This window comes from Mycobacterium kiyosense, assembly GCA_021654635.1.
GTDB classification, from domain to species: Bacteria; Actinomycetota; Actinomycetes; order Mycobacteriales; family Mycobacteriaceae; genus Mycobacterium; species Mycobacterium kiyosense.
The window spans coordinates 3,021,864-3,034,961 of the sequence record AP025179.1 but is presented as its reverse complement, the minus strand read 5'-3'; the positions used below and the strand labels follow the sequence as shown (position 1 = coordinate 3,034,961).

Sequence of the window (13,098 nt, the reverse complement as noted above, 5' to 3'; positions counted from 1 at the left end):
GTCTCCCTCAGTCGTCGGCTGGAGGTCCAGCCGATGGCGAATTGCGGTGATTGGCTTCCAATTCGGCCAGTGCACGCCGCAGCGCGGCGGCTTCGTCGGCTCCGACTTTTTCGACGAAATGCACCAGCGCGGCCTGCCGGCCACCGGAGTCCTCGGCCTGGGCGAGCGCGTCGACCATCAGTCCGGCGACGAGCTCGTCACGGCCGTGGACTGGGGCATACCGGTGTGCCCGGTCGTCGCGAATCTGGGATACCAGGTTCTTCTTCGCCAACCGTTGCAGCACGGTCATGATCGTTGTGTAGGCGAGATCGCGGCGCGCCGACAACGCTTCGTGCACCTGGCGAACGGTTTGGGGTTCCGGCGCGGACCACAAGTGGTCCATCACTGCACGTTCCAGGTCCCCCAGCCGCGTCAGCTTGGCCATAGTTCATCTCCTGAGCGTTGGTATCAGCGTACTCCGGATTACTACCGAGTGTCGTAACAAGAAACCGGTGTCGTCCCATTCGGGTAGTCGTGTCCAGGAAGCCGATCGGCATTGTGACGGTCGTCACAGCAGGTCGAAACGACGGCCGACGGGGCTGAACACACCGGCAACACTACCCAATCGATGCTTGCAAAATTAGGGCAGCCTTGCCTATGCTAAATCCGGTCGAGCGAATAGATGACCGCGAAGGAGTCCTGAGGGCTGCAGTGACCCCCCGGTCTTACTCGATCGGCGAGCCCCGTGCCACGTGCACGGGGCTCGCCTGCATTTTTCGGGACCCTTCGGGGCCAGAAACCCGATGGTGTAAACACAAGGGCGTGCCATCAGCGCCTGACCCGGATTCTGCAGCCCTACCAGCTGATTTCGTAGCCCCGTTCGACAGCGAACTCGGCCTGCGATACACCGAAGTGAGCGCCGACGGCGCCCGCGCCGAACTCGAGGTGCAGCCCAAGCTGTTGCAGCCGATGGGCCTGGTTCACGGCGGCGTCTACTGCTCGATGGTCGAGAGCATGGCCAGCGTGGCCGCCTACGCCTGGCTGGCTGAACACGGCGGCGGCAATGTCGTCGGGGTCAACAACAACACCGACTTCCTGCGTTCCATTGGCTCGGGCACCGTCCACGGCAAAGCCGAACCGGTACACCGCGGACGCCGCCAGCAGCTGTGGCAGGTCACCCTCACCGACGACGGCGGCCGGGTGGTGGCCCGGGGCCAAGTGCGCTTGCAGAATCTGGAAGCCTGACCCCGACGGGTCAGCTGGCCACCTTTTCGACCGCCACTGATCCGTGCGCCTCGGCGGCGAGCTCGGCCAGTTGTTCGATGCGCGTCCGCGCGAACGCCTGCTGTTCGGTGATGGCGAGCTGGCCGCGGTGAGTGCTCAGGAAGGTCACCGTCCACGACAGCAGCGTGCTCACCTTCGTCTTGAACCCGACCAGGTAGACCAGGTGCAGCACCAGCCAGGCCAGCCAGGCGATGAACCCGCTGAACTCCAGCGGACCAATCTTGGCCAGCGCCGAGAACCGGGACACCGTGGCCATCGAGCCCTTGTCGAAGTACTGGAACGGCTCGCGCTCACTCGGGTCGGCCCCGGCCAGCTCCGACTTGATGTTGCTGGCCACATACTTGGCACCCTGGATCGCACCCTGCGCCACGCCGGGCACCCCGTCGACGGCGGCCATGTCGCCGATGACAAAGACGTTCGGGTGGCCGGGCAGCGACAAGTCGGGCAACACCTGCACCCGACCGGCCCGGTCCAGTTCGACGTCGGACTGCTCGGCCAGGTCGCGGCCCAACCCGCTGGCCTGGACGCCGGCGGACCACACCTTGCAGGCCGACTCGATGCGCCGCTCGGTACCGTCAGAATCCTTGACCGTGATGCCGTTGCGGTCCACGGAGGTGACCATCGCGCCCAGTTGGATCTCGACGCCCATCTTCTCCAGCCGGGCCGCGGCGCGCTTGCCCAGCTTCTCACCCATCGACGGCAGCACCGCCGGCGCGGCGTCGAGCAGGATCACCCGGGCCTTCGTCGAGTCGATGTGGCGGAACGAGCCCTTCAACGTGTGCCCGGCCAATTCGGCGATCTGCCCCGCCATCTCCACGCCGGTAGGACCGGCGCCGACGACGGTGAAGGTCAGCAGCTTGGCGCGGCGTTCCGGGTCACTGGACCGTTCGGCCTGCTCGAAAGCGCTCAGAATCCGGCCGCGCAGTTCCAGCGCGTCGTCGATCGACTTCATGCCGGGCGCGAACTCGGCGAAATGATCGTTGCCGAAATACGACTGCCCTGCCCCCGCAGCGACGATCAAGCTGTCGAAGGGCGTCTCGTAGGTATGGCCGAGCAGTTCCGAAATCACCTTCTTGCCGGCCAGGTCGATGTGGGTGACGTTGCCGAGCAGCACCTCGACGTTGCGCTGCCGGCGCAGCACCACCCGGGTGGCGGGGGCGATTTCGCCCTCGGAGAGGATCCCGGTGGCAACCTGGTACAGCAACGGCTGGAACAGGTGCTGTGTGGTCCGCGCAATCAGTTTGATGTCGACGTCGGCGCGCTTGAGCTTCTTTGCCGCGTTGAGGCCGCCGAACCCCGACCCGATGATCACCACTTGGTGGCGACGGGGCGCTTCGGCAGTCTCAACTGTGGTTTTGTGCTCAGAACTCATTGTGCGCTGCTCCTGACGGGATCTCCTGGGGCGGGCGACTGCAGTTAGCCATCAACCATTCCAAGCGTAGTCAACCGACTCCGACAAACCCAACTGCGAGCCTGTGCCCTTTGACACAGTCAGCGAAATCCGCCTGGTGCGGATATGGGTTACCCGCCGAACAGCGGTCGCAACACCTCGGCCACGGTGGTGATCATCCCGGGGACGTGGCCGTTGGGCAGGTTGATGATCGCGCCGCCCACCCCGGCGTCGAGCACCTTGGTCTTGACCTGCTCCGCAATCTCCTGGGGACCTCCGGCGGCCACCCGGGCGCGCCTGCTCTCCGGCAGCTGATCGGCCTTGAGGTTCTCGTCGAGCAGTACCGTCAGCATCAGGCTGGTTTCCAGCGTCGCCGGGTCGCGGCCCACCTCCGCGCAGCGCGCCCTGACCGCGTCGATCTTGCGCGGCAGTTCGTCGAACGCGGCGATGATGTTGAGGTGGTCGGCGTATTGGGCGGCGAGTCGGAAGGTTTTCTTTTCGCCGCTGCCGCCGATCAGGACGGGGACCCGGTCGCGGTAGCGCGGTTCGGCCATCGCCGACTCGGTGCGGTACCAGTCGCCGGAGAAGGTGGGCCGCTCGCCTTTGATCATCGGCTGCAGGATCTGCAGCGCTTCCTCGAGGCGGTTGAACCGGTCGGTGAACGTGCCGAATTCGAATCCGAGTTGGCGATGTTCGAGCTCGTACCAACCCGCACCGATGCCGAGAACCGCCCGGCCGGCGCTCACCACGTCCAGCGTGGTGATCACCTTGGCCAGCAAGGCGGGGTTGCGGTAGGTGTTTCCGGTGACCAGGGTGCCCAGTTGCAGCCGTTCGGTGGCGGTGGCCAGCGCGCCCAGTGCGGTGTAAGCCTCGAGCATGGGCTGGTCGGGTGTGCCGATCATCGGCAATTGGTAGAAGTGGTCCATCACGAACAGCGAGTCGTAGCCCGCCGCTTCAGCCTCGCGCGCTTGCGCGATGACCGTCGGGAACAGGTTTTCCACGCCCGTCCCGTAGGAGAAGTCGGGAATCTGAAAGCCAAGCCGAATAGCCACGGAACCCACCGTAGGCGACCGGGGTCAGGGGTCGAGCGGCCTCAGGCGAATTGAGCCAGCGCGCCGTGGCTGACGTGCAGCGTCTGCCCGGTGATGTGGCGAGCCGCCGGCGTGGTCAGAAACAGCGACAACCTGGCGATCTCCGCGGCCACCGGCTCCGGGGTGCGGGACAGACCCTCGTAGCCGGCCTGCACGCTGCGACCGCACGCGACGGCGTTGACGGTGATGCCGCGGACGCCGTACACCTCGGCCTGGCCGCTGACCCAGTTGGACAGGGCGGCCTTGATCGCGGCGTCGACGCTGCCGGTCGCCGGGTTTTCGGGCACCACGGTGATGATGTGACCGCCCGAGCGCAGCAGCTCACTGACGCACTGCACGGTCAGCACCACCGAGAGCACGGTGGCGTCAAGCGTGCGGCGCCATGCGGCGGCGGTGTCGGACAGCGAGTAGGTGCGGGGATCGCCGGCGTCCCAGGTGGGCGCCGGAACGTTGACGATGGTGTCCAGGTGGTGCGGAAACAAACTCCGCGCCTCGTGCAGGCTGGCGGGGTCGGTGGTGTCGCAGACGATGGCGTCGACGTCGAGTTCCTTGGCCACGACCTCGAGGTCGCCGCCGCGGGCTCCTACCAGGGTGACCTTGTGTCCGTCCTCGCGGAAACGCTCCGCTACCGTGCGCCCAAGATCGGTGTCTGCGCCAGTGACCACAACCTCCACTGCCATGACCTCCTCGTATTGGCAATCGCGGTTCATGTTACTGGACAGTAGCTATTCCGCGAAACCGGACGGCACTGCGACGCGCTGGTGAATTCGATAACTATTCAGCCGCACTCGGTCGGCACTAAGTTGGACCGGTGCGCCGCATCGGGTTCGTCGTCGGGTTGGTGACGTCACTGCTCGTCGGCGGGGTGACGGCGTGTCATTCCAGCTCACCGTCGGGTCGGTCGATCGTGGTGTTCGCGGCCGCCTCGCTGAACAAGGCGTTCACCCAGATCGGCACGCGTTTCAAGGCCGACAACCCCGGGACGGACGTCAAGTTCAACTTCGCGGGATCCTCCGACCTGGCCACCCAGTTGACCCAGGGCGCGACGGCCGACGTCTTCGCCTCGGCCGACACCGCGCAGATGGACAAGGTCGCCAAGGCCGGGCTGCTGGCCGCGGACCCGGTCGCGTTCGCCACCAACACGTTGGTCATCGTCACCGCCCCGGGCAACGAAACACGTCGCCTCGTTCGGCGACCTGGCCGCGCCGGGACTCGACGTGGTCGTCTGCCAGCGTCCGGTGCCGTGCGGAGCCGCCACCGCCCGGGTCGAAGACGCCACCGGAACGCACCTGCATCCGGTCAGCGAGGAACTCAGCGTGACCGACGCGCTCAACAAGGTCACCAGCGGACAGGCCGATGCCGCCCTGGTGTACCTCACCGACGCTCAGAACGCGGGGGCGAAGGTGACGACCGTCAAGTTCCCGGAGGCCGCCGGCGCGGTGAACGTGTATCCCATCGCGACGCTGAAGAAGGCGCCGCAGGCCGCGCTGGCACAAAAATTCCTGGCCCTCGTCACCGGCGACGCCGGACAGCAGATCCTGCGCGAAGCCGGCTTCGTCAAACCCTGACCAACTCTTGTGCACACGCCGACGGAACTGCCGCGCTGGGTATATTTGCCCGCCGCGGTGGGAGCGGCTTTCGTGGGGTTGCCCCTGCTCGCGATCGCCGTCAAGGTTGACTGGCCGCATTTCTGGTCGCTGATCAGCAGCGACTCGTCTGCGACGGCACTGCTGCTGAGCTTGAAGACGGCGGCCGCCAGCACCGCTCTGTGCGTGCTGTTGTGGGGGTGCCGATGGCGCTGGTGCTGGCGCGCAGCGGGCTGCGACCGGTGCGCCTGCTGCGGCCGCTGATCCTGCTGCCGCTGGTGCTGCCACCGGTGGTGGGGGGGCATCGCGCTGCTGTACGCGTTCGGTCGGCTCGGCCTGCTCGGGCGTTACCTGGAAGGCGCCGGGATCAGCATCGCGTTCAGCACCACGGCTGTGGTGATAGCGCAGACGTTCGTTTCGCTGCCGTTCCTGGTGATCTCGCTGGAGGGCGCCGCGCGCACGGCCGGCGCCGATTACGAGGTGGTGGCGGCGACGCTGGGGGCGCGGCCTACCCGGATCTGGTGGCGGGTCACGTTGCCGCTGCTGATGCCGGGGCTGGCGTCGGGGGCGGTGCTGGCGTTCGCCCGCTCGCTGGGCGAGTTCGGCGCCACGTTGACGTTTGCCGGCTCGTTGCAGGGAGTCACCCGCACTTTGCCGCTCGAGATCTACCTGCAGCGGGTCAATGACACGCAAGCCGCTGTGGCCCTGTCGCTTGTGCTGGTGGGGGTGGCGGCGGTGGTGGTGCTGGGGCTGGGTGCCCGCGGTCTGGCCGGGACGGACTCGAGGTAGCCGGCGATGAGCGATCTGCAGCTGCGTGCTGTGGTGGCCGACCGGTGCGTCGACGTGGACTTCGCGGTGGCCGCGGGTGAGGTGCTGGCGGTGCTGGGCCCGAACGGGGCCGGCAAGTCCACCGCCCTGCACGTCGTCGCGGGATTGGTCCGACCCCATGCGGGGCTGGTGCGGTTGGGAGACCGGGTGCTCACCGACACGCGGGCCGGGGTGGCGGTGCCCACCCACGACCGCCGGGTCGGGCTGCTGCTGCAGGATCCGCTGCTCTTCCCGCACCTGAGCGTGTCCGGCAACGTCGCGTTCGGCCCGCGGAGTTGCCGCGACCGGGCACGCTCCGGGGGCGCGGCGCCCGGGAATCCGCACTGCGCTGGCTGACCCGGGTGGGAGCCGAGTCGCTGGCCGATCGCAAGCCCCGGCAGCTGTCCGGTGGCCAGGCCCAGCGCGTCGCGATCGCGCGGGCGTTGGCGGCCGAACCACAGGCTCTGCTGCTCGACGAGCCGTTGACCGGCCTCGATGTGACGGCGGCCGCCGCAATCCGCGAGGTGTTGCGCGATGTGGTGGTCCGCAGCGGCATCGCGGTCATCTTGATCACCCACGACTTGCTCGACGTGGTCACCCTCGCCGATCGGGTGCTGGTGCTGGAGGCCGGCAAGGTCAGCGAGATCGGTCCGGCCGCCGAGGTGCTGGCGGCACCCAGGAGCAACTTCGGGGCCCGGATCGCGGGCGTGAACCTGGTCAGCGGAACGCTCGGAACCGACGGCGCCCTGCGCACCCCGGGAGGGCAGGTGTGGCACGGTATCGACAACGGCGTCAGCCCAGGTCAGGGCGGGGTAGCGGTGTTCGCGCCGTCGACGGTGTCGGTGTTCCCGGAACCGCCGCACGGCAGCCCGCGTAACACCGTCGAGGTGACGGTCGCCGGGCTGGAGACCCGCGGCGCCGCCGTCCTGGTCCGCGGGGCCGACCAACCCGACGGCGCTCCCGGCCTGGCCGCCAGCATCACCGCGGAGGCGGCGGCAGAATTGCAGCTCACGACCGGTAGGAGGGTGTGGTTCAGCGTCAAGGCGCTCGAGGTGGCGCTGCACCCTTGTCGCCGACGGTGAACGAACGGCGAATGAACTGGCGAGACATACCTGTTCGAATGGGCAGGCCTTCCTTGCTTCGGGGCGCTGACACGGTAGGTTCGTCGCCATGCATCAGGTAGACCCATACCCGACCCGCCGCAAGGGATTGTGGGCGTCGCTGGCTATCGCCGCGGCGACCAGCGCCAGCGTCGTGACCATTGCATTGCCGGCAGCGTCCAGCGCCGACCCGGAGACCCCGACGCCGGTACCCGCGCCCGGCGCACCCGCTGCACCAGCTCCGGCCGCTCCGGCGCCCGCGTCACCCGCGGCTCCCGCGCCGGCGAACCCGGCCAACCCTGCGAACCCGGCGTCGCCGGCGAACCCTGCCAACCCCGCGAACCCGGCGTCGCCGGCGAACCCGGCCAACCCCGCGAACCCGGCGGCACCGGCGAACCCTGCCAACCCAGCTCCCAACGCTCCGCCGGGCGACCCCGCTGCGGCGCCGGCGCCGGCGGACCCGAACGCACCGCCACCCGACCCGAACGCGCCGGAACCCGGGCGGGTGACCAACGCCGTCGGCGGGTTCAGCTTCGTCGTTCCGCCGGGCTGGGTGGAGTCCGATGCGTCCCATCTGGATTACGGCTCGGCCCTGCTGAGCAAGACCGCCGGTGACGCGCCGATGCCGGGTCAGCCACCCGCGATCGCCAACGACACCCGGATTGTGCTCGGACGGCTGGACCAGAAGCTGTACGCCAGCGCCGAAACCACCAACCCCAAGGCGGCGGTTCGGCTCGGCTCCGACATGGGCGAATTCTTCATGCCCTACCCGGGGACGCGGATCAACCAGGAGACCGTGCCGCTCAACGCCAATGGCATCTCGGGCAGCGCGTCGTACTACGAGGTGAAGTTCAGCGACGCCAACAAGCCGGTCGGACAGATCTGGACCGGGGTGGTCGGGACGGCTGCGGGCGCCACGCCGCCGACGGGTCCGCCGCAGCGCTGGTTCGTGGTCTGGCTGGGCACCTCGAACAATCCGATCGACAAGAATGCCGCCAAGGCGCTGGCCGAGTCGATCCGGCCGTGGTCGGGTCCGGCGGCCCCAGCGCCGGAGGGGGGCACCGGGTGCTCCGGCGCCCGCTCCGGGGGGCACCCGCGGTGGCGCCGGAACCCGGCGCGCCGGCCGCCCCGGCACCTGCTGCTCCGGCTGCGCCCGCACCTGCTGCTCCGGCTGTGCCCGCTCCGGCTGCGCCAGCCGCTCCGGCGCCAGCGGCCCCGGCACCCGCCGCTCCCGCTGCCCCGGCTCAGGCCCCGGCGGCCGGGACTTCGCCAGAGACGCCGCAGCGCAGCCAACCGGCCTAGACCGTAGCGAGTTCGGGTGTCGGCCGAAACGACACTCGATTCGTTACGTAGAAGGGGTATACCGGGGATCACGGTCCGGCGCTGGGCTGGGCTGGCCAGTGATTACAAGGAGACCCCTCATGGACGTTCTGGCAGCTACCGAGTATCTAGCTCGCTCAACGACCCTGACCAGCGTCGGAGTCGTCGGGTACATCATCATCGGCGCCCTCGCGGGCTGGATCGCCGGCAAGATCGTCAAGGGTGGCGGATCGGGCATTCTGATGAACATCGTGATCGGTGTCGTCGGCGCGCTGATCGGCGGCTTCTTGCTGAGTTTCGCGTTCGACACCGCTTCGGGCGGCTGGTGGTTCACCTTCTTCACCGCGATCCTGGGATCGGTGATCCTGCTGTGGATTGTCGGGTTGGTGCAGCGCCGCTGACCGGATAACCCAAAGGCGGCATGATTGGGTGATGCCCGCACAGACGCCATCCATGATGACCGCGTGGCAGGTGCGCCGGCCCGGGCCGATGGACACCAAGCCGCTGGAGCGAGTCAGCGTCGAGGTTCCGCGGCCCGGGCCGGCTGATCTGTTGGTGCGTGTCCTGGCCTGCGGCGTGTGCCGCACCGACCTGCACGTCACCGAGGGCGATCTGCCCGTTCATCGCCCGCGGGTCACGCCCGGCCACGAGGTGGTGGGCGAGGTCGTCGAAGTCGGTCCCGAGGCGGGCGCCGACTTCAAGGCGGGGGACCGGGTCGGGATCGCCTGGCTGCGCCACACCTGCGGGGAATGCAAGTACTGCCGGCGCGGCGACGAGAATTTGTGTCCGCACTCCCGCTACACCGGCTGGGACGCCGACGGAGGTTATGCCGAATTCACCACCGTGCCAGCGGATTTCGCGCATCATCTACCGGCCGGCTACAGCGACACCGAGCTGGCGCCGCTGTTGTGCGCCGGGATCATCGGTTATCGGTCGCTGCTACGCGCCGAGTTGCCGCCCGGTGGCCGGTTGGGGTTGTACGGGTTCGGCGGTAGCGCCCACATCACCGCGCAGGTCGCGCTGGCGCAGGGTGCCGAGGTGCATGTGATGACCCGCGGTGACGAAGCGCGGGAGCTGGCATTGGCGTTGGGCGCCGCCTCCGCGCAAGGTGCCGCCGATCCGCCGCCGGTGCCGCTGGACGCCGCGATCCTGTTCGCCCCGGTGGGGGAACTGGTGCTGCCCGCGCTGGCGGCTCTAGACCGCGGTGGCACCTTGTCGGTGGCCGGCATCCATCTGAGCGACATCCCCACGCTGAATTATCAGCGCCACCTGTTCCAGGAGCGGCAGCTGCGGTCCGTCACCTCGAACACCCGGGCCGACGCCCGCGCGTTTCTGGACTTCGCGGCGCATCACCACATCGAAGTCACGACGCCGGAATATCCGCTCGGGCAGGCAGATCAGGCGCTTGGCGATCTCAGTTCCGGCCGAATCGCCGGTGCCGCGGTGCTGCTGGTGTGACCGTCAGGTCGACAGGTGCCAGACCAGCGCGGCGGCCAGCGCACCCATCCCGTTGAGCGACCAGTGCAGCGCGATCGGCGCGATCAAGCTGCCGCTGCGCCGTCGTAGCCAGCTGAACACGAAGCCAGCCGCCCCAGTTGCCAGCACCGCCATCGTCACGCCCGCCATCATGCCGAAGACGCCACCCCCGAACAGGTGGGTGAATCCCACGTTGTTGCTGGTCAATCCGAGCGACGTCGCGATGTGCCACAGCCCGAACAGCAGCGAGCCGGCCAGCGCGACACCGCGGAATCCCCAGGCCCGGTCCAACGCGCCATGCAGCACGCCGCGGAAGGCGAGCTCCTCGGGGATCACGGTCTGCAGCGGGATGATCACCATCGAGGCGATCAGGGCGCCGGAGACCGTCGCGTAGTGATTGTTCAGGAACATCGGCCGGGTCACCGGAAGAAGCACGCCGACCGCGATCACCGACAGCACCAGCCCCACGGCGGCCAAGGCGTAGCCCATGCCGGATTTCCAGTGTTCGCGGCCCAGACCGAGTTCAGCCCAGCCCAGACCGCGCCAGCGGACCAGGACCACCAGGCCGACGGCGGCGGCGGGGACGGTCGCGATGCCGGCCCATGGGGTGGTGAAGTGCGCGACCAGGTTGGTGGTCACCAACACCGCGACGACGACGGCGATGTCGAAATAGAGGCGAAAGCGCTCTGGTTGCGAAACAACTGACGCATCGCTCTGACCGCCCTGTCCGCAAGCCTGATTCTGCACCGGGCTGATTCTACCCGTGCGTGGCTGTGCACCCGCTCAGTTCGCTTGTGGCGAACGGCGGCGCGCGAGCATCTTCAGCTCGGCCGACAGCGCATCGGCGGCCAGTAGCCGGGGAAGCAAGTCGGGCTCGGTCATCTTGGCGCGAAAGGCCAGGGCCACGGTGACGTCGTGATCGGGCCGGTAGGCGATCCGGATCGAGTCGCCGGCGCAGACCGTACCTGGATGGATCACCCTGAGATAGGCGCCCGGCTTGCCGGCCTGCGTGAATGTCTTGATCCACCGGTCGAGCTCCAGAAAGGCCGCGAAGGTGCGGCAGGGTGTCCGGGGTGCGCTGACCTCCAGCAGTAAGCCGTCGGAGCCCACCTGCCAGCGTTCGCCGATAAGCGCATCGGTCACCTCGATGCCGTGGGTGGTCAGGTTTTCGCCGAACATCCCGGCGGTGATTTCGCGCTGCAGCTGCGCTTGCCAGAAGTCGAGGTCTTCGCGGGCGTAGGCGTAGACGGCCTGGTCGTCACCGCCGTGCAGTTTGCGGTTGCCGATCGTGTCGCCGGCCAGGCCGCTGCCCGAGCCGCCCCGCATCGGGCCGGGGGCGCGGACCTCGACGGGACCGGCGGCCGGCAGCTTGTCGATGCCGGTCACCCGGGATGCCGCGCGGGGGTCGGGATTGCGGCGGGCCCGGGCCACGTTGACGGACAGGACCTTCGGCATCCGCACAGGTTAGCGTCGGTCGCGGGTGCGGCGTTGACCTGATCGTGCAGCCATTGTCAGCGGGTCGGTGTACATTCGCAAGTATGTTCGAACAGCTGGTGTTGGGTGACCCGGGCTCGCAGCTACAGGAGTCCTTTGAGGTTTTCTACGAGCGCTCTGCCCAACGACCGGTGACGCCGGAATCGGCAGCTTTTTTGCAGCGCATCCGGGACGTGACCCGGCTGGAGAATCAGGCCGCAGCGGCGCAGTTGACGGCGATCGGCGAATTGTTCGCGTACCGGCTGGGGCAGTGCACCGGCAACGAGTTGTGGGCCATCGACACCATGGAAGCCGTCGCGGCGGAGGTGGCCGCGGCATTGCGGATCGGCCAGACCCGTGCGGTGGGCAAGGTCCGCTATGCCCGCGCGATGCGTGAACGGCTGCCCCAGACCGCGCAGGTGTTCAGCGCCGGGGACATTGATGCCGCCGCGTTCGGGATCATCGTGTTTCGCACCGATGCGATCGAAGATCCGGAGGTTTTGGCCCGGGTCGATGCGTTGATCGCAGCCAATGTGACCCGGTGGCCCTCACTGAGCAAGTATCGCCTTGCCGCCCAGGTCGACAAGATCGTGGTGGGCGCCGACGTCGATGCGCTGCGGCGCCGCCAACAGCGCCACCGCGGCCGCGAGATCCTGATCAGCGAGGACGGGGACGGGATCGCGCTGATCGAGGGCAGCCTGGCCACCCCCGACGCCCTCGCCCTGGATCAGCGCCTGACGGCGATGGCGGCCACCGTCTGCCCCAACGACCCGCGTACCCGCGACGAACGCCGCGCCGACGCCTTGGGCGCGTTAGCCGCCGGCGCGGACCGGCTCGGCTGCCGTTGCGGGCGGCCGGACTGTGCCGCTGGGCAGCGAAAGCCGGCTGCGCCGGTGGTGATCCACGTGATCGCCGAGCAGGCCACCTTGGACGGCACCGGCGCGACCCCGGCGTCGGTGATCGGCGCCGAGGGACTGATCACGCCCGAACTGCTCGCCGAGCTTGCCGTCACGGCCAGGCAGCTGCCGCTGGTCCATCCGGGCTTCCGCGCTCCGGAGCCCGGATACCGGCCATCCAAAGAACTGGCCGATTTCGTGCGTGCACGCGACCTCACCTGCCGGTGGCCCGGCTGCGATGTGCCGGCCACCCGCTGTGACATCGATCATTCGATCCCGCACGCCGACGGCGGCCCCACCCATGCGGCCAACCTGCATTGCAAATGCCGCACGCACCACCTCGTGAAGACCTTCTGGGGCTGGCGGGAACAGCAATTAGCCGATGGCACAATCATTTTCACTTCCCCGGGCGGCGACACCCACGTCACCACCCCCGGCAGCGCCCTGCTGTTCCCCGGCCTGTGCACCGCCACCGGCGGCATGCCCAGCCCCGAGGCAACCACCCCACCGGTCGACTACTGCGGTGAACGCACCGCGATGATGCCCACCCGCCGCCGCACCCGCGCCCAGGACCGCGCGCAGCGCATCGCCACCGAACGCGCGCACAATCGCCAGATCCGCGAGAGTCGCTACACCGACTGCTGCAGCGCCGACGTGCCACGCGGCGCCGAACCCGAGGAGCCCCCGCCCTTCTAG

At 68.5% G+C, this 13,098-nt stretch carries 10 protein-coding genes and 4 pseudogenes; 8 read left to right on the top strand and 6 right to left on the bottom strand.

Annotated elements, in window-relative coordinates:
• Window positions 1-7 precede the first annotated feature (7 nt).
• Window positions 8-424 (bottom strand): BlaI/MecI/CopY family transcriptional regulator, encoded by a 417-nt coding sequence (locus L6444_RS14410; protein WP_236983591.1) that lies wholly within the window; start codon window positions 422-424, stop codon window positions 8-10.
• Window positions 425-801: 377 nt separating this feature from the next.
• Here L6444_RS14410 and L6444_RS14405 point away from each other — a divergent pair, with 377 nt between their 5' ends.
• Window positions 802-1,224: a PaaI family thioesterase gene (locus L6444_RS14405; protein ID WP_236983589.1), complete on the top strand. Its 423-nt coding sequence runs from the start codon at window positions 802-804 to the stop codon at window positions 1,222-1,224.
• 10 nt (window positions 1,225-1,234) lie between these two features.
• Here L6444_RS14405 and L6444_RS14400 read toward each other — a convergent pair whose 3' ends face one another.
• From L6444_RS14400 to L6444_RS14390, 3 genes are all read right to left on the bottom strand, one after another.
• The gene (locus L6444_RS14400; protein WP_236983587.1) at window positions 1,235-2,635 is read right to left on the bottom strand and encodes an NAD(P)/FAD-dependent oxidoreductase; all 1,401 of its coding nucleotides are present in this window, start codon (window positions 2,633-2,635) and stop codon (window positions 1,235-1,237) included.
• Window positions 2,636-2,784: 149 nt separating this feature from the next.
• Window positions 2,785-3,705: an LLM class F420-dependent oxidoreductase gene (locus L6444_RS14395; protein ID WP_236983585.1), complete on the bottom strand. Its 921-nt coding sequence runs from the start codon at window positions 3,703-3,705 to the stop codon at window positions 2,785-2,787.
• 41 nt (window positions 3,706-3,746) lie between these two features.
• Window positions 3,747-4,424 (bottom strand): SDR family oxidoreductase, encoded by a 678-nt coding sequence (locus tag L6444_RS14390; RefSeq protein WP_236983584.1) that lies wholly within the window; start codon window positions 4,422-4,424, stop codon window positions 3,747-3,749.
• 131 nt (window positions 4,425-4,555) lie between these two features.
• On the opposite strand from L6444_RS14390, the pseudogene modA reads away from it, so the two are divergent.
• The 6 genes and pseudogenes from modA to L6444_RS14360 all read left to right on the top strand — a co-directional run bounded on the left by modA (window position 4,556) and on the right by L6444_RS14360 (window position 10,015).
• A pseudogene (gene modA, locus L6444_RS14385) lies at window positions 4,556-5,312 on the top strand (molybdate ABC transporter substrate-binding protein).
• A gap of 9 nt (window positions 5,313-5,321) precedes the next feature.
• A pseudogene (locus tag L6444_RS14380) lies at window positions 5,322-6,119 on the top strand (ABC transporter permease).
• A gap of 6 nt (window positions 6,120-6,125) precedes the next feature.
• Window positions 6,126-7,219 (top strand): annotated as a pseudogene (locus L6444_RS14375) (sulfate/molybdate ABC transporter ATP-binding protein).
• Between the two features lie 88 nt (window positions 7,220-7,307).
• A pseudogene (locus tag L6444_RS14370) lies at window positions 7,308-8,539 on the top strand (alanine and proline-rich secreted protein Apa).
• Between the two features lie 119 nt (window positions 8,540-8,658).
• Window positions 8,659-8,958: a GlsB/YeaQ/YmgE family stress response membrane protein gene (locus L6444_RS14365; RefSeq protein ID WP_236983580.1), complete on the top strand. Its 300-nt coding sequence runs from the start codon at window positions 8,659-8,661 to the stop codon at window positions 8,956-8,958.
• 31 nt (window positions 8,959-8,989) lie between these two features.
• Window positions 8,990-10,015 (top strand): zinc-binding alcohol dehydrogenase family protein, encoded by a 1,026-nt coding sequence (locus L6444_RS14360; protein ID WP_236983578.1) that lies wholly within the window; start codon window positions 8,990-8,992, stop codon window positions 10,013-10,015.
• Window positions 10,016-10,018: 3 nt separating this feature from the next.
• Here the strand turns inward: L6444_RS14360 and L6444_RS14355 are convergent, their stop codons facing one another.
• Entirely contained in the window at window positions 10,019-10,780 is a 762-nt protein-coding gene (locus L6444_RS14355) for a CPBP family intramembrane glutamic endopeptidase (protein WP_370652822.1), read from the bottom strand.
• A 36-nt stretch (window positions 10,781-10,816) separates the two neighbouring features.
• Window positions 10,817-11,488: an MOSC domain-containing protein gene (locus tag L6444_RS14350; RefSeq protein WP_236983577.1), complete on the bottom strand. Its 672-nt coding sequence runs from the start codon at window positions 11,486-11,488 to the stop codon at window positions 10,817-10,819.
• Between the two features lie 83 nt (window positions 11,489-11,571).
• On the opposite strand from L6444_RS14350, the gene L6444_RS14345 reads away from it, so the two are divergent.
• Complete coding sequence (locus L6444_RS14345; RefSeq protein ID WP_236983576.1) at window positions 11,572-13,098, top strand: HNH endonuclease signature motif containing protein; 1,527 nt, start codon at window positions 11,572-11,574, stop codon at window positions 13,096-13,098.